The 14,886-nt window shown below is 58.5% G+C and carries 14 protein-coding genes; 13 read left to right on the top strand and 1 reads right to left on the bottom strand.

The genetic code is table 11. From position 1 onward, the window contains the following. Window positions 1-77: 77 nt before the first annotated feature. The 7 genes from fabF to RHM55_RS07755 all read left to right on the top strand — a co-directional run bounded on the left by fabF (window position 78) and on the right by RHM55_RS07755 (window position 6,368). Entirely contained in the window at window positions 78-1,322 is a 1,245-nt protein-coding gene (fabF, locus tag RHM55_RS07785) for a beta-ketoacyl-ACP synthase II (RefSeq protein WP_322180826.1), read from the top strand. Beyond that, window positions 1,322-2,137, top strand: coding sequence for an aminodeoxychorismate lyase (gene pabC, locus RHM55_RS07780; RefSeq protein WP_322180824.1), 816 nt, complete (start codon window positions 1,322-1,324; stop codon window positions 2,135-2,137). Before fabF ends, pabC begins: the two co-directional genes overlap by 1 nt. Window positions 2,138-2,140: 3 nt before the next feature. Beyond that, window positions 2,141-3,280, top strand: a complete 1,140-nt coding sequence (gene mltG, locus RHM55_RS07775; RefSeq protein ID WP_322180822.1) for an endolytic transglycosylase MltG — start codon at window positions 2,141-2,143, stop codon at window positions 3,278-3,280. A gap of 19 nt (window positions 3,281-3,299) precedes the next feature. Next, entirely contained in the window at window positions 3,300-3,932 is a 633-nt protein-coding gene (tmk, locus tag RHM55_RS07770; protein WP_322180820.1) for a dTMP kinase, read from the top strand. Then, the gene (locus tag RHM55_RS07765) at window positions 3,925-4,911 is read left to right on the top strand and encodes a DNA polymerase III subunit delta' (protein WP_322180818.1); all 987 of its coding nucleotides are present in this window, start codon (window positions 3,925-3,927) and stop codon (window positions 4,909-4,911) included. Before tmk ends, RHM55_RS07765 begins: the two co-directional genes overlap by 8 nt. Before the next feature lie 301 nt (window positions 4,912-5,212). Then, complete coding sequence (locus RHM55_RS07760) at window positions 5,213-5,569, top strand: PilZ domain-containing protein (RefSeq protein ID WP_322180816.1); 357 nt, start codon at window positions 5,213-5,215, stop codon at window positions 5,567-5,569. Window positions 5,570-5,582: 13 nt separating this feature from the next. Continuing rightward, complete coding sequence (locus RHM55_RS07755) at window positions 5,583-6,368, top strand: TatD family hydrolase (RefSeq protein ID WP_322180814.1); 786 nt, start codon at window positions 5,583-5,585, stop codon at window positions 6,366-6,368. A gap of 250 nt (window positions 6,369-6,618) precedes the next feature. Here RHM55_RS07755 and RHM55_RS07750 read toward each other — a convergent pair whose 3' ends face one another. Beyond that, window positions 6,619-7,752 (bottom strand): aminotransferase class V-fold PLP-dependent enzyme, encoded by a 1,134-nt coding sequence (locus RHM55_RS07750; RefSeq protein WP_322180812.1) that lies wholly within the window; start codon window positions 7,750-7,752, stop codon window positions 6,619-6,621. 78 nt (window positions 7,753-7,830) lie between these two features. On the opposite strand from RHM55_RS07750, the gene RHM55_RS07745 reads away from it, so the two are divergent. From RHM55_RS07745 to RHM55_RS07720, 6 genes are all read left to right on the top strand, one after another. After that, window positions 7,831-8,472 (top strand): TetR/AcrR family transcriptional regulator, encoded by a 642-nt coding sequence (locus RHM55_RS07745; protein WP_322180809.1) that lies wholly within the window; start codon window positions 7,831-7,833, stop codon window positions 8,470-8,472. A 135-nt stretch (window positions 8,473-8,607) separates the two neighbouring features. Beyond that, complete coding sequence (locus RHM55_RS07740) at window positions 8,608-9,576, top strand: GTP 3',8-cyclase MoaA (protein WP_322180807.1); 969 nt, start codon at window positions 8,608-8,610, stop codon at window positions 9,574-9,576. 128 nt (window positions 9,577-9,704) lie between these two features. Further along, window positions 9,705-10,307 (top strand): DUF4823 domain-containing protein, encoded by a 603-nt coding sequence (locus RHM55_RS07735; protein WP_322180805.1) that lies wholly within the window; start codon window positions 9,705-9,707, stop codon window positions 10,305-10,307. Window positions 10,308-10,317: 10 nt separating this feature from the next. Next, window positions 10,318-10,878 carry a DUF1285 domain-containing protein gene (locus tag RHM55_RS07730; protein ID WP_322180803.1) on the top strand — a complete coding sequence of 187 codons (561 nt, stop codon included), beginning with the start codon at window positions 10,318-10,320 and terminating at the stop codon, window positions 10,876-10,878. A 106-nt stretch (window positions 10,879-10,984) separates the two neighbouring features. After that, window positions 10,985-11,995 carry an aspartate-semialdehyde dehydrogenase gene (locus RHM55_RS07725; RefSeq protein ID WP_322180801.1) on the top strand — a complete coding sequence of 337 codons (1,011 nt, stop codon included), beginning with the start codon at window positions 10,985-10,987 and terminating at the stop codon, window positions 11,993-11,995. Between the two features lie 88 nt (window positions 11,996-12,083). Beyond that, a complete protein-coding gene (locus tag RHM55_RS07720) occupies window positions 12,084-14,852 on the top strand; it encodes a FimV/HubP family polar landmark protein (protein WP_322180799.1) in 2,769 nt (922 codons plus the stop codon). The last annotated feature ends 34 nt before the right edge of the window (window positions 14,853-14,886 follow it).

Genomic DNA, 14,886 nt, shown 5'->3' with positions numbered 1-14,886 from the left:
CCGCACTGCCATCACGGCGTGCGGTTTTTTCTTTAGAAGTGATGTAAAGAGTCGTCAATAGATTAAAGGAGAGTGCTGTGTCGCGTAGACGCGTCGTAGTCACCGGTATGGGTATGTTGTCGCCATTGGGCACGGACGTTCCGAGTTCCTGGCAGGGCATTCTGGCTGGTCGCAGTGGCATTGGTCTGATCGAACACACGGACCTTTCGGCCTTTACCACCCGTTTTGGCGGCTCGGTAAAAGGCTTCAACGTTGAGGAATATCTGGCGCCCAAAGAGGCGCGGCGTCTCGACCTTTTCATTCAGTACGGTTTGGCCGCGAGCTTTCAAGCCGTGCGCAACTCCGGGCTTGAAGTGACCGACGCTAACCGTGAGCGCATTGGCGTTGCCATGGGTGCGGGCATCGGTGGCTTGACCAATATCGAGAACAACAGTCGTTCTTTGCATGAGCAAGGGCCGGGGCGGATTTCTCCGTTTTTTGTACCGGGCTCGATTATCAACATGATCTCTGGCTTCCTGTCGATCCATCTGGGTGCACAGGGGCCTAACTACGCCATCGCAACGGCGTGCACCACCGGCACCCATTGCATTGGTATGGCCGCACGCAACATCGCCTACGGTGAAGCTGACGTGATGATCGCCGGGGGCGCGGAAATGGCTGCCTGTGGTCTGGGCATGGGTGGCTTTGGTGCGTCGCGGGCGCTGTCTACCCGCAATGACGACCCTGCACGGGCAAGCCGTCCGTGGGACAAAGGCCGTGATGGTTTCGTCTTGTCCGATGGCGCTGGAGCCTTGGTGCTTGAAGAGCTGGAACACGCCAAGGCGCGTGGCGCGACCATCTATGCCGAGCTGATCGGCTTTGGCATGAGTGGCGACGCTTATCACATGACCTCGCCACCCGAAGACGGTGCCGGCGCTGCACGTTGCATTGCCAACGCGCTGCGTGACGCCAGGATCAATGTCGATGAAGTGCAGCATATCAACGCTCACGGCACATCGACCCTGGCGGGCGATTTGGCCGAAGCATCGGCGATCAAGACTGTCTTTGGCGACCATGCCTACAAGCTGGCCATCACGTCGACCAAATCGATGACCGGCCACTTGCTCGGTGCCGCAGGGGCGGTCGAGGCGATCTTCAGTATTCTGGCGATCAACGGCCAGGTTGCGCCGCCGACGATCAACCTTGATGAGCCGGGCGAAGGCTGCGATCTGGACTTTGTCCCGCACGAGGCTCGAAGCATGCCTATCGATGTCGTGCTCTCCAACTCCTTCGGGTTTGGCGGCACCAATGGCTCGCTGGTGTTCCGTCGGTACGCTGATTGATGCCGAGCTGGATCAATGGTCGTCCAGCTGAGACCCTGCCCGTGACGGATCGGGGTCTGGCTTACGGCGATGGTTTGTTTGAAACCATTGCCGTCAAGGCCGGGCGACCCTTGCTGTTCGAACGTCACCTGCAGCGCCTGGCGACAGGTTGCAGTCGATTGGCGATTGCTGCGGATCAATCATTGATCCGCAGCGAATTGCTGGCGTTTGCTGCGCAGTTGGGCGAGGGCGTGATGAAGTTGATTCTCACCCGTGGCGACAGCTTGCGTGGCTACGCACCCGCACCCATGGCCGAGCCACGGCGCATCCTTCAGGGCGGCGCGGCGCCAGCCTATCCGGCGGCTCATGCCGAGCAGGGTATCTGCCTGTTTGAATGCCTTACTCGTTTATCTGAACAACCCCTGTTGGCCGGGCTCAAGCATCTGAATCGGCTGGAGCAGGTGCTCGCGCGTAGCGAGTGGCAGGACAGCGCATACGCCGAAGGGCTGATGTGCGATACCTCCGGGCGGATAATCGAGGGTGTGTACAGCAATGTCTTTCTGATCAAGGAGGGTGTGCTGCTGACCGCCGACCTGAGCCGTTGCGGCGTGGCCGGTGTGATGCGCGCAGAACTGCTGGCTCAAGCCCGGACGCTGGGCATTGGCACTGAAGAACGCGACATCCAGTGGCTCGATCTGGAGCAGGCGGACGAGGTTTTTCTGAGCAACAGTGTCTACGGTGTGTGGCCCGTGCGAGGGGTTGCACGGCTGAACTGGCCGGTTGGCCCGCTCACCCGTAAACTGCAGGGCATTGCTCGCGCGCTTCTGGATGTTTGATCGGTGATTCGTAAATTATTGGTGTTGTTCGAAGGTTGTCTGGTCCTGGCAGGGTTACTGCTGGGCCTGTCTGTCTGGCAACAGGATGCAGCGCTGAAGCAGCCCTTGAACCTGACTCAGGAACAGTTACTCGACGTCCCCGCAGGCTCCACGCCCACTGGCGTGCTTAATCGTTTGCAGGCCGACGGGGTGATCAAGGACGCCTTCTGGTTGCGTCTTTACTGGCGTTTTAATCTGTCGGATCAATCGTTCCACAGCGGCGAATACCGCATGACACCCGCAATGAATGCCAAGGCGCTACTGGGGTTGTGGCATCGTGGCGAGGTGGTGCAATACAGCCTGACACTGGTTGAAGGCTGGAATTTCCGTCAGGTCCGTGCGGCCTTGGCCAAGCAGCTCAAGCTTGAGCAGAACCTGGCCGGGTTGAGCGACACGGAGTTGATGGCCAGGCTGGGCCACGCCGATGTATTCCCTGAAGGTCGTTTCTTCCCTGACACCTACCGTTACGTACGCGGCATGAGCGACGTCGACTTGCTCAAGCAGGCGTACAACCGCCTGGATGAAGTCCTGGCGGAGGAGTGGACCAAACGTGCGGCTGACGTGCCTTATGTCGACCCGTATCATGCGTTGATCATGGCCTCGCTGGTCGAAAAAGAAACCGGCGTGCCTCAGGAGCGTGCGCAAATCGCCGGCGTTTTTGTCCGGCGCCTGCAGATGGGGATGTTGTTGCAGACCGATCCTACCGTGATCTACGGCCTCGGTGAGCGTTACAACGGCAAGTTGACCCGTGCTTCCCTGAAAGAGCCAACGCCCTATAACACTTATGTCATCGCTGGTTTGCCGCCGACCCCGATCTCGTTGGTGGGACGCGAAGCCATCCATGCCGCGCTTAATCCAGTGCCTGGCAGCAGCTTGTATTTCGTTGCTCGCGGTGACGGCAGTCATGTGTTTTCTGCTGATCTGGACGCCCATAACAACGCGGTTCGCGAGTTTCAGCTCAAACGACGTGCGGACTATCGTTCCAGTCCGGCGCCTGTTCCCGCTCCGGGCTCCATGCCAACGTCGGAGCCAGAGGTCGTACCGGCTCCGACTCCCGCACCCACTGCCACGCCAGATGACAAAAGCGAGCAGAGCCCGCAATGAATTTGATTAAGGACTGCCTGTGACTGGCTTGTTTATTACCCTGGAAGGTCCGGAAGGCGCTGGTAAAAGCACCAACCGCGAATACCTGGCCGAGCGCCTGCGCGCCCATGGTGTCCATGTTGTGCTGACCCGGGAGCCGGGCGGCACGCCTTTGGCTGAGCGGATTCGCGAGCTGTTGTTAGCGCCGAGCGATGAACCGATGAACGCCGATACCGAGCTGTTGTTGGTATTCGCTGCCAGAGCCCAGCATCTGGCTGAAGTCATTCGTCCGGCACTGGCTCGCGGGGCAGTGGTGCTGTGTGATCGGTTTACAGATGCAACCTACGCTTACCAAGGGGGTGGCCGTGGCTTGTCCCATGAGCGAATCGCCGTCCTGGAGCATTTTGTTCAGGGTGATCTGCGTCCCGATCTGACCCTGGTGTTCGACTTGCCGGTGGAAGTGGGTCTGGCGCGTGCGACGGCCCGTGGGCGGCTCGACCGTTTCGAGCAGGAAGGTCGGACGTTCTTCGATGCCGTGCGCAGTACCTATCTGAAACGTGCGGCCGCCAGTCCTGAGCGCTACCGTCTGGTTAACGCAGCGTTGTCGCTGTCGGAGGTTCAGCAGTCACTTGATGGCTTGCTGCCCGAGTTGCTGGAGCTTCAACGTGGCTGAGGCCTACCCGTGGCAAGAAAGTCTTTGGCAGCAACTGGCCGGGCGTAGCCAGCACGCGCACGCTTACTTGCTTCATGGGCCTGCGGGCATCGGCAAGCGCGCACTGGCGGAGCGCCTCATGGCTCGCTTGTTGTGTCGGCGCCCTGAAGGACTGGACGCGTGTGGTCAGTGCAAGTCCTGCCTGCTACTGGTCGCGGGCAGTCACCCGGATAATTACGTGCTGGAGCCGGAAGAGGCGGACAAAGCAATCAAGGTCGATCAGGTTCGCGATCTGGTCAGCTTCGTCGTGCAGACCGCGCAAATGGGCGGTCGCAAAGTGGTGTTGATCGAGCCTGCCGAGTCGATGAACGTCAACGCCGCTAACGCATTGCTCAAAAGTCTCGAAGAACCTTCCGGCAATACCGTGCTGTTGCTGGTCAGTCATCAGCCGAGCCGTTTGTTGCCGACGGTCAAAAGCCGTTGCGTGCAACAGGCCTGTCCGCTGCCCAGTGAGGCGATGAGCCTGGACTGGCTGGCCAGCGCGTTGCCCGATTGCGCGGAGGATGAGCGTGTCGAACTGCTGGCGCTGGCCGCCGGTTCGCCCTTGGCGGCAGTCAGCCTGCAGGCTCAGGGCGTACGGGAGCAGCGGGCGCTGGTGGTGGACGGTGTGAAAAAACTGCTTAAACACCAGCAATCACCCACTCAGCTGGCTGAAGGCTGGAAAGATATTCCGCTGTTGTTGCTGTTCGACTGGTTCTGCGACTGGTCGCATCTGATTCTGCGCTATCAGCTGACCCAGGATGAAGCGGGGCTAGGCTTGGGGGATATGCGTAAGGTGCTGCAATACCTGGCGCAGAAATCCACTCAGGGCAAGGTCCTCGGGATTCAGGACTGGGTGCTGGCCCAGCGTCAGAAAGTCATGTCCAAAGCCAGTCTTAACCGGGTGTTGTTGCTCGAAGCGTTGTTGGTGCAGTGGGCAGGCTTGCTCGGACAAGGTTAGACTCTAGGGTCTGTTGACGTTTGGTGACGACCGCGACGGAGGCCCATTTGGCGCAGGGCGAGGCGCGAGGAACGCGGTTTGGTTGTTCCAAATAAGTTCCGAGCAACGCAGCCCTGCGCCAAATGGGCCCCGTCCCTTCGGGTTGCGCGCCAACGTGCGCGAGGCTGCGTTGCGGGATTTGCCAAGGGAACAACCATTAGCGGCATCCCGCGCCTTGCCTCGCACACGTTGGCATCGCAACGCGGTTCGCCAACAAACGTCAACAGACCCTATTATTCGGATCATGTCCCCAGGAGTTGCAATGAACTTGCCGCTGAGTCCAGGCCCACGGAACGGCATTTTGTCCCTGACGATCAAGGACAAATCCGTGTTGTACGCCGCTTATATGCCATTCATCAAAAATGGCGGGCTGTTCATCCCTACCAGCAAAAGCTACAAGCTGGGTGACGAGGTGTTCATGCTGCTCAACCTGATGGACGAGCCGGAAAAAATCCCGGTGACGGGCAAGGTTGCCTGGATAACGCCCAAGGGCGCTCAGGGTAATCGGGCGGCGGGAGTTGGCGTCCAGTTCAATGATGGCGACAACACGGCCCGGAACAAGATTGAAACGTACCTGGCCGGAGCCCTGAAATCCGACCGTCCAACCCATACCATGTAGTTGCCATCCTGCCATGCTTGTAGATTCCCATTGCCACCTCGACCGTCTCGATCTCGCTGTGCATGCAGGTTCGCTCGATGCAGCCCTTGACGCTGCACGGGCGCGGGGCGTCGGGCATTTTCTGTGCATCGGTGTCAGCGCCGAGAATGCCGGTGCGGTCAAAGCCTTGGCTGAGCGTTATGACGACGTGGATTGTTCGGTGGGTATTCATCCGCTGGACCTGCAGCCGGGCGAGGCACCGGCACTGGACTGGCTGCTGGATGAGCTGAATCACCCGCGGGTGGTGGCCATTGGCGAGACGGGACTGGATTACCACTATGAGCCTGAGGCTGCCGAGCTTCAGCAACAATCGTTTCGTCTGCACCTGCAGGCGGCCAGCATCACGGGCAAGCCGGTTATTGTGCACACTCGTGGCGCTCGCGCCGACACCTTGAACCTGTTGCGAGAAGCTGCGTTGCCGCACGCTGGCGTACTGCACTGCTTTACCGAGGATTGGGAGATGGCCAGGGCGGCGCTGGACCTGGGGTTTTATATCTCGTTGTCCGGGATCGTCACCTTCCGTAATGCCGATGCTCTGCGAGACGTGGCACGTCAGGTGCCCGTCGATCGATTACTGGTGGAGACCGACTCACCTTACCTGGCACCGATTCCTTATCGAGGCAAACCCAACCTTCCGCAATATGTGCGGGAAGTGGCAGAGTTTCTGGCGATGTTGCGTGGTGAGTCCTACGAGCGTTTTGCCGAGCAGACCACTGAAAACTTTAGGCGGCTGTTCCCTCTGGCGCACGTGAAGCGCTAGGCACTCTTTTCTCGAGCGCTGCCCTGCAGGGTATTTTCATGCAAAAAAAACCCGGGCTCTGGGGGGGGAATCCGGGTTAAGACCATTAGGAGTAAAACAAAGGCGCTCGGTCCATCGGCACCTTCATTGACGCGTCACTTGGGGGAGATGTCGCGTCAACTATCTTAGTATTGGTCATGATTGGCGGGCGTCCAGTCGCAGATGCTCATTTTTTAAACAGATTTGGAATACATCCGCTTCTGTTGAGTTCTCAATGAGCCGCCAGCGTGCGTACGATGGCCAATGTCTCTTCGATCACCCGCGACTCAGTATAAAAGTGTGGGGAAAATCTGACGCCGGGTCCACGTTGAACGCACACCACCTGTTCCCGTTTAAGGTGCTCGAATACGTGGGCGTTCGCTATACCGTCCAGGCTGAAGCTCAGGATTCCCGCGCGTTTCTCAGGGTTTTTTGGAGTGTGCAAGCGGACACCTGGAATGGCGCTCAACCCGTCTTCGAGCCAGAGAATGCGCTCGGCAATGGCCTTCCCCACTGCGTCCATGCCGACGTCTTCGAGCAGCGAAAGGCTGGCCTCTAATGCCATGGTGCCAAGCATGTTCGGGCTGCCGCATTCGAAGCGGCGCGCAGACAGGGCGGGCTCCCATGTCGTGCGGTTGTAGTCACCCATGTGCTCGAGCATGTGCCAGCCGAACTCACTGAGTTTCAGTTGTGGTCGCAATTCGCTGCGGCAATAAAACACGCCCAGGCCTTCCGGGCCCAGCAACCACTTATGGCCGTCTGCCATGGCGAAGTCGCATTGGTTTGCCTGAACATCAAAGGGCAGGGCGCCCAGTTGCTGGATAGCATCAATGCAGAACAGCACGCTGCGTTGTTTGCAGCCCTGGCCCAGACGCTCCAGATCCAGGCGCAGGCCCGAAGCGTATTGCACCGCGCTGATCGACAGCAGGCGTGTGCGAGCACCGCAGGCGGCGAGCAGCGCCGCCTCAGGGTCGTCGTTTTTGAGGCTGACCTGGATGACTTCGACGCCTTGGGGCGCCAGCGCCTCCCAGACGATGCGGTTGGATGGGAACTCTTCATCGCTGATAACGATCTGGTCGCCGGCTTTCCAGTCCAGTCCAAATGCAACGAATGACAGCGCTTCCGAGGTATTTTTGACCAGAGCGATGTCATCGGTCGACGGTGCGTTCAGTAGGCGCATCAGGCGTTCACGCAAGCGTTGCTCTACCACCATCCAGTCTGGATAGTCCCTCGCGCCCAATAAAACGTTCTCCTGGGCAAAGCGGCTGACGGCGGTCGCGGCGCGTTTTGGCCAGGGGGCGACCGCAGCGTGGTTTAAATATCGCAGGCCCGGGGCCTGTGCAAATTCATCAAGAAACGTAGACATGGTCGGATGATCCGTGCAATTTGGCGCAAGTTAGGCATAATACGCGGCTTCGATTTTGACCCCTACAGACCTTTTCTTATGCAAAAAGAACCTCGTAAGGTCCGTGAGTTTCGTCGCCGCGAGCAAGAAATTCTCGATACCGCGCTAAAGCTGTTCCTCGATCAAGGTGAAGACAGTGTCACCGTCGAGATGATCGCTGATGCCGTGGGTATCGGCAAAGGCACCATCTATAAGCACTTCAAGTCCAAGGCGGAAATCTACCTGCGCCTGATGCTCGACTACGAGCGCGATTTGAACGAGTTGCTCCACTCTGCCGACGTCGACAAGGATAAGGAAGCTTTATCCCGCGCCTACTTCGAATTCCGCATGCGCGATCCTCAGCGCTACCGGTTGTTCGATCGACTGGAAGAAAAAGTGGTCAAGGGCAATCAGGTGCCGGAGATGATCGAGGAGTTGCACCGGATTCGCGCGTCGAACTTCGAGCGCCTGACCCTGTTGATCAAGGGGCGGATCAGCGAAGGCAAGCTCGAAGATGTGCCGCCTTATTTTCATTACTGTGCGTCCTGGGCACTGGTGCATGGCGCCGTGGCCCTGTATCACTCGCCGTTCTGGAGCAATGTGCTGGAAGATCAGGAGGGCTTTTTTCAGTTCCTGATGGACATCGGCGTGCGTATGGGTAACAAACGCAAGCGTGATACCGATACCCCGCCAGGCAGCTGATATATTCGGTACCGTTATAGCGTCAGGTAGTGAATGCAGGGATCGTTGGTGCGGGAATATACTGGGCCCCGGGGTTGGTTGAAACGTGATGTCCAGTCATGTTTTACCGGCCTAATTTCTTAGCCGGAGTCGCTCATGATCGTTGACCGTCAAGGCAGGCGTTTCCGCAACTTGCGAATCAGCCTGACTTCAGCCTGCAACTATGCGTGTACCTACTGTGTGCCCAACGGCAAGCGGTTGGTGGCTGCGCAGGATGAATTGTCGGCCGATGCCATGGCGCGTGGCGTAGCCTATCTGATCGAAGCCGCGGGCATTGAGCGTTTGCGTATTACTGGCGGCGAGCCACTAGTGAGCCCGAAGCTGGAAGCGTTCATGGGGCGAGTCGGTCAATTGGGGCTGGCTGATATCAGCCTGACCACCAATGGACAATTACTCGCTCGCAAGCTGCCATTGCTGGTCGATGGGGGTATTCGTCGGCTCAATGTGTCCCTCGATACCCTTGATCCTGTGGCCTTCCGCCAGATTGCCCGTGGCGGGGATCTGGCCAGCGTGCTGGACGGCATGGATCAGGCGCGCGCCGCCGGGATCAAAATCAAAGTCAATATGGTGCCGCTGCGCGGGCAAAACCTGGATCAGGTGATGCCGATGCTCGACTACTGCCTTGAGCGCGGATACGAGCTGCGGTTTATCGAGTTGATGCGCATGGGCCATCTGGCCAACGATTCGAATGCCTTCCTGCAGCAGTTTGTCAGTCTGCAACAATTGCTGGCATTGATCGGCGAGCGTTATGAGTACCTGCAAGCCGACGCGCCAGTCGATGCTACAGCTGTCCGCTATCAAATTCCCGACCTTGGTTTTTTCGGCGTGATTGCCAACGAAAGCGTACCGTTTTGCCGTACCTGCTCACGTTTGCGCCTTTCTTCCACGGGCTGGTTGCACGGTTGCCTGTCCTCCAGCAACCGCCATTACGTAGGCGATCTGTTGGATAAGCCACGCCACGAAGCGTTGCCAGCGCTCCAGCGTTTGCTGGTCAGAGCCTTGGGCGACAAGCAAGAAGTCGCGTTTTCCGGCGGCGCCACGATCATGAAAATTATTGGCGGCTAAGCTTCTCGCATCCCGGCGTTCCCACGTAAAACTGTCCATCATCGTCGCTCATACACTGCTTGATGGCGCGGAAGCTGCATCTTGTGCCCATTCGCCGGTTTTCCGTCACCGGCACGAGGGAGTGGATGATGCGTAGTCTGGTTTTGCTACTGACGCTTCTGGCGTTGAGTGGCTGCATGAGTGTCAGTGACATGGGGCAGGGCGCTCACGATCAGTTGAGTGATGCGGGCTTACTCGATCACAGCAACACGAGTCGCGCGAACAATCTGCGTATACAGGCAGACTCCTTTATCTATATTGCCCAGGGCTCATTCGTTCCCCCCGGCAATGCCTATCCGCGGCCTAATGTCGTGGCGGAAGAAGCCTTTCACGGCTTTGTCGAATACTTCCCTATGGTTCGTCGGGCCCGAGCGCCGATTGGTCTGGATGCAGCCTTAAGCGAGGCGCGCGCGGCGGGTGCGCATTATTTGCTGTACACCCGTTTCGCCAAAGCTGACGACAGGATTGGCAACACTGACGAATGGCACGACCAGCAAGCCGTGGATCGGCTGGGCGTCGACAGCGGCGTGATTCAGCTGATGCTGATCGAAACCAGTACCCGCTATTTGATCGATACCGCACGGATTCACACCCGCGGCGGATTGCTGACACTGCGCAACACCAAGCCCGAAGATTTGCTTGGTCCACCCCTGGAGGACTACGCTCGCAGTCTGTTAGGCATGAGTCGCTAAGGAGAAAGGCATGAGTGGTCCCGGCAATGCCAACGATCTATTCGCGCAGATTCCCAAGTCGAAGGGGTTGCCGCCTGTTCATCTGTGGAATCCCGATTTTTGCGGCGATATAGATATGCGTATCGCCCGTGACGGCACGTGGTACTACCTCGGCACGCCCATTGGACGTAAGCCCATGGTGCGCCTGTTCTCCACGATCATGCGCCGTGACGGCGACGACTACTTTCTGATCACTCCCGTGGAGAAGGTCCGGATCAGGGTGGATGACGCACCTTTTGTTGCAGTCAGCCTTGAAGTGGAAGGCCAGGGCGAAGATCAGCGTTTGCGCTTCACCACCAATGTCGAGGATCAGACCGAGGCGGGGCCCGAGCATCCGATACGGGTAGAAATTGACCCGCTCACTCAGGAACCAGCGCCTTATGTCCATGTGCGGGTCAATCTGGAAGCGCTGATGCACCGCAATGTGTTCTATCAATTGGTTGATCTGGCGGTAACGCGAGAAATAGATGGCCAGCGTTGGTTGGGCGTATGGAGTGGTGGCGAATTTTTTCGAATCGGACTCGAACCCTGAAGTGGGTTGTCAGCAGTTCTGGACCTGTCTCTGTTCCTGCGGTTAATTGCCTGTCGGTACCTCGACGGTTAAAGTGCCGCTCCCCGTTTTTGCTTGAGGTTTTTGCATGAAGCAGTCCTTTGATATTGCCGTGATCGGCGCCACCGGCACTGTTGGCGAAACCCTCGTCCAGATTCTTGAAGAGCGCGAGTTTCCGGTGGCCAGTCTGCACTTGTTGGCGAGCATCGAATCGGCGGGCCATTCGGTGCCGTTCAAGGGCAAGAACGTGCGCGTGCGTGAAGTGGATGAATTCGATTTCAGCAAAGTCCAGCTGGTCTTTTTTGCCGCTGGCCCAGCCATTACCCGCAGCTATGCAGCGCGGGCGACAGCGGCGGGTTGCACGGTGATCGATCTGTCGGGCGGTTTGCCGGCTGAGCAGGCGCCCACTATTATTCCAGAAGTCAACGCGGCCCTGCTTGGCGCGCTGAGAAAGCCGTATCAAATTGCCAGTCCCAGCCCGTCGGCGACGGCATTGGCAGTGGTGATCGCGCCGTTGCGTGCGCTGCTCGGCGTCGTCCGGGTCAATGTCACTGCCTGCCTTGCAGTGTCCAGTCAGGGCCGCGAAGGGGTGGCGGAGCTGGCTCGGCAAACCGCTGAGCTGCTCAATGTGCGACCGATGGAACCACGCTTTTTTGATCGGCAGATGGCGTTCAACCTGCTGGCTCAGGTCGGTACGCCCGACACCCAAGGCCATGCGCCGTTGGAAAAGCGTTTGGTCACAGAGTTGCGCGAGTTGCTTGCCATGCCATTGCTTAAGGTGTCCGCTACCTGCGTTCAAGCTCCTGTATTTTTTGGCGATAGCTTTAGCGTTTCGCTGCAGCTATCGGGCGCGGTCGATCTAGCGGCAGTCAATGCTGTGCTGGAGGCTGCACCGGGAATCGAACTGATTGAAGCGGGCGATTACCCCACGGCGGTTGGTGATGCCGTGGGTCAGGATGTCGTCTATGTAGGACGAGTGCGTACAGGGATCGACGACCCGGAGGAACTTAATCTGTGGATCACGTCTGATAATGTGCGCAAGGGTGCGGCGTTGAACGCTGTGCAAGTGGCTGAATTGTTGATAAAAGACCTTGTGTAAAAGATACTTGGCAACAATTCAAGAATCGTTTTAGCTTTCAGACTTTACCTTCTCGGTTGCCGAGGAATATTCAAACAAGGGATGGGCTATGGTTCAGGTTCGCAAACTGGTTTTAGCAATCGCTGCCGCTTCGGCGTTGTCGTCCGGTATGGCGCATGCGTTGGTGCTCGGGGACCTGACATTGAAGTCGACCCTGAACCAGCCTCTGGTTGCCGAGATCGAGTTGCTTGATGCGCGAGACCTGAATGCCGGGCAGGTAGTGCCGAGCTTGGCGCCATCCGCTGATTTCGCCCAGGCTGGCGTTGCTCGGCAGGCATTTCTCGATGATCTGACGTTTACCCCGGTGCTGAATGCCGGCGGTAAAAGCGTTCTGCGGATTACGTCGAGCAAGCCGGTTCGTGACCCCTACATGAAATTCCTCGTGCAAGTGCTCTGGCCTAACGGCCGGTTGCTGCGCGAATACAGCCTGTTACTCGATCCGCCGAAGGCTACGCCGGAAGCGGCCGTTGCTGCGCAACTTCCGGCCACTGCGCCCGCCGAGCCTCAAGCACCGGCCGCAACGCCGCCTGCACCGGTAGAGGCGCCTGCGCCGACCCCGGTCGCGGAGGCTAAACCTGCTCGATACACCACCAGTAAACGCGATACGTTGTGGGAAATCGCCGCCCGCGTGCGCAATGGTGGGTCGGTTCAGCAGACCATGCTGGCCATTCAGGCGCTGAACCCGGATGCGTTTATTGGCGGTAACATCAATCGGCTGAAAACCGGTCAAGTGTTGCGTCTTCCCGATCAGCAGCAAATCACCACGCTCCCTCAGCCGCAGGCCGTCGCTCAGGTGGCGGAGCAAAATGTGGCCTGGCGTCAGCGTCGCAGTTTGCCCGCAGCCGCGCGTCAGGTTGATGCGACCCGTCGCGCTCGTGCCGACGCCGCACCTTCCAAGGTCGACGCGCAGGATAACTTGAGCCTGGTCTCGGGCAGCTCCAAGGCGGGCGGCAAAGGTGCCTCGGGTGATAGCAAGGCGCTCAGCAACAAGCTGGCGGTAGCCAAGGAAAACCTCGACACGACGCGTCGTGATAATGCGGAACTGAAAAGCCGCATGACTGATTTGCAAAGCCAGTTGGACAAGTTGCAGCGCTTGATCCAGTTGAAAAATAATCAGTTGGCGAAGATGCAGGCTGATGGGGCGACCGCACCTGGCGCCACTAATACCGTGCCACCGCTACCTGCTGAACTGGTCGCGGCTGATATGGTTGCGAAGGTCCCGGGCGAGATTGCGCCCGAAGATGCTCTGCCACCGGGTGCTGCGCAAGCCAGCGCAGCGCCGGATGCCGCGCCGATCGCTCCTGCGCCTGCCGCGCCCGCAGCAGAAGAAAATGCAGATAATGCATTGAATCAATTGCTTGCCAGCCCGCTGATGTTGGGGTTGTTGGGTGGCGGCGCGCTGTTGATTGCGCTGCTCTTGCTGCTGCTCCTGGCGCGACGTCGCAATGCTCGGCAAGCGTCTGACAAACATAAACGTATGGCTCGGGCGCTGGCCGAAGAAACCCAGTTTGCGGCTGACATGGATTTGCCTGAAGACAGTTTCGACGGTGTCGATGTTCCGCCGCCAAGCGTCATGCTGGCGCCAGTGCCAGTACCTGCCGTTGAGCCGGTGCGTGAACGATCGGCTGATGTTCTTGGTCAGGCAGAGGTTCATCTTGCCAACGGTCGTCTCAATCAGGCTGCCGAACTTCTGGAAGAGGCCATCAAGGAAGAGCCGCAACGCAGCGACCTGCGCCTGAAACTGATGGAAGTCTATGCAGAGCAAGGTAATCGCAGTGGCTTTACTGGCCAGGAACGCAAGTTGGTGGCCACCGGCAAAAATCACGCTGAAGTCGAACAACTGAAAAGCCGCTATCCGACGATGCTGGTGGCAGCAGTTGCTGGCTTGAGCGCTGCGGCCCTGGCAGCCGAACTAGACGCCAACTACGTCAAGGACCTGATGCTTGACGAGCCTGAAGCGCCTGCTCCGGCAGCAACTCCGGCTCCAGTTCTAACACCAACACCAACACCTGCTCCGGTTCCAGCTCCGGCGCCTGTCGCGGAGTCCGATGATCTCGATGATTTTGACCAGGATTTCGACCTGAGTCTGGATGATCTGGAAGAAGCCTCGCCTGCGATCATCAAAAACCCGGTCGAGTCGACGCTCGATGATGTGCCTGTTTTGGGCGACGATCTGAACCTTGATGCGCCTTTGGTGAACGACGCGTTGCTTGATGATGACCTGGATTTTGACGCGGTGTTGCAACAACAGACGGACGCCAGGAAAGCCCCGTCCGATGATTTGGCAGATTTCGACCTGGATCTCCCGGAAGAGCAGCCATCGTTGAGTGCCGAGGATGACTTCCTGCTCAGCCTCAAAGATGACCTGCGAGATCTTCCCGCTTTTGATGACGCTCCGACCCTGGATCAACCCGTCGTCGATAAGTCGTCTGCGGACGATCTGGAATTGCCGGCTGATTTCGACCTGTCGTTGGCCGATGAAATTGACGCTGAAGCAGCGCCCGATGCTTTCGATTCGGAACTCAACGACGTCAATGCCGAGCTGGATCGTTTGTCCCAGAGCCTTGAGCACCCACCGATCGCCAAGCCGTTCGAAGCCCCGGGCGTTACCGCAGAGGACGCAGCTCTCTCGGACGACGAGCCTGAGTTTGACTTCCTGGCGGGTACGGATGAGGCTGCGACCAAGCTTGATCTGGCCAGGGCTTACATCGAGATGGGCGACAACGATGGCGCCCGCGATATTCTCGACGAAGTGGTCGGCGAAGGTGATGAAACCCAGAAAACCGAAGCACAGGAGATGCTGGCGCGCTTGCTCTGAGTCGATGCTCCTGGTTTTACCGTATGACGACCGC

Source organism: Pseudomonas sp. MH9.2 (assembly GCF_034353875.1).
In the GTDB taxonomy this organism is placed as follows: Bacteria; Pseudomonadota; Gammaproteobacteria; order Pseudomonadales; family Pseudomonadaceae; genus Aquipseudomonas.
This window is presented reverse-complemented; position numbering and strand designations above follow the sequence as displayed.

Excerpts from the sequence above, each read along its gene's own strand:
- pabC (WP_322180824.1), top strand. The coding sequence starts at position 1,322 with ATGCCGAGCTGGATCAATGGTCGTCCAGCTGAGACCCTGCCCGTGACG.
- RHM55_RS07760 (WP_322180816.1), top strand. The coding sequence starts at position 5,213 with ATGAACTTGCCGCTGAGTCCAGGCCCACGGAACGGCATTTTGTCCCTG.
- RHM55_RS07755 (WP_322180814.1), top strand. The coding sequence starts at position 5,583 with ATGCTTGTAGATTCCCATTGCCACCTCGACCGTCTCGATCTCGCTGTG.
- RHM55_RS07750 (WP_322180812.1), bottom strand. The coding sequence starts at position 7,752 with ATGTCTACGTTTCTTGATGAATTTGCACAGGCCCCGGGCCTGCGATAT.
- RHM55_RS07745 (WP_322180809.1), top strand. The coding sequence starts at position 7,831 with ATGCAAAAAGAACCTCGTAAGGTCCGTGAGTTTCGTCGCCGCGAGCAA.
- RHM55_RS07740 (WP_322180807.1), top strand. The coding sequence starts at position 8,608 with ATGATCGTTGACCGTCAAGGCAGGCGTTTCCGCAACTTGCGAATCAGC.
- RHM55_RS07735 (WP_322180805.1), top strand. The coding sequence starts at position 9,705 with ATGCGTAGTCTGGTTTTGCTACTGACGCTTCTGGCGTTGAGTGGCTGC.
- RHM55_RS07730 (WP_322180803.1), top strand. The coding sequence starts at position 10,318 with ATGAGTGGTCCCGGCAATGCCAACGATCTATTCGCGCAGATTCCCAAG.
- RHM55_RS07725 (WP_322180801.1), top strand. The coding sequence starts at position 10,985 with ATGAAGCAGTCCTTTGATATTGCCGTGATCGGCGCCACCGGCACTGTT.
- RHM55_RS07720 (WP_322180799.1), top strand. The coding sequence starts at position 12,084 with ATGGTTCAGGTTCGCAAACTGGTTTTAGCAATCGCTGCCGCTTCGGCG.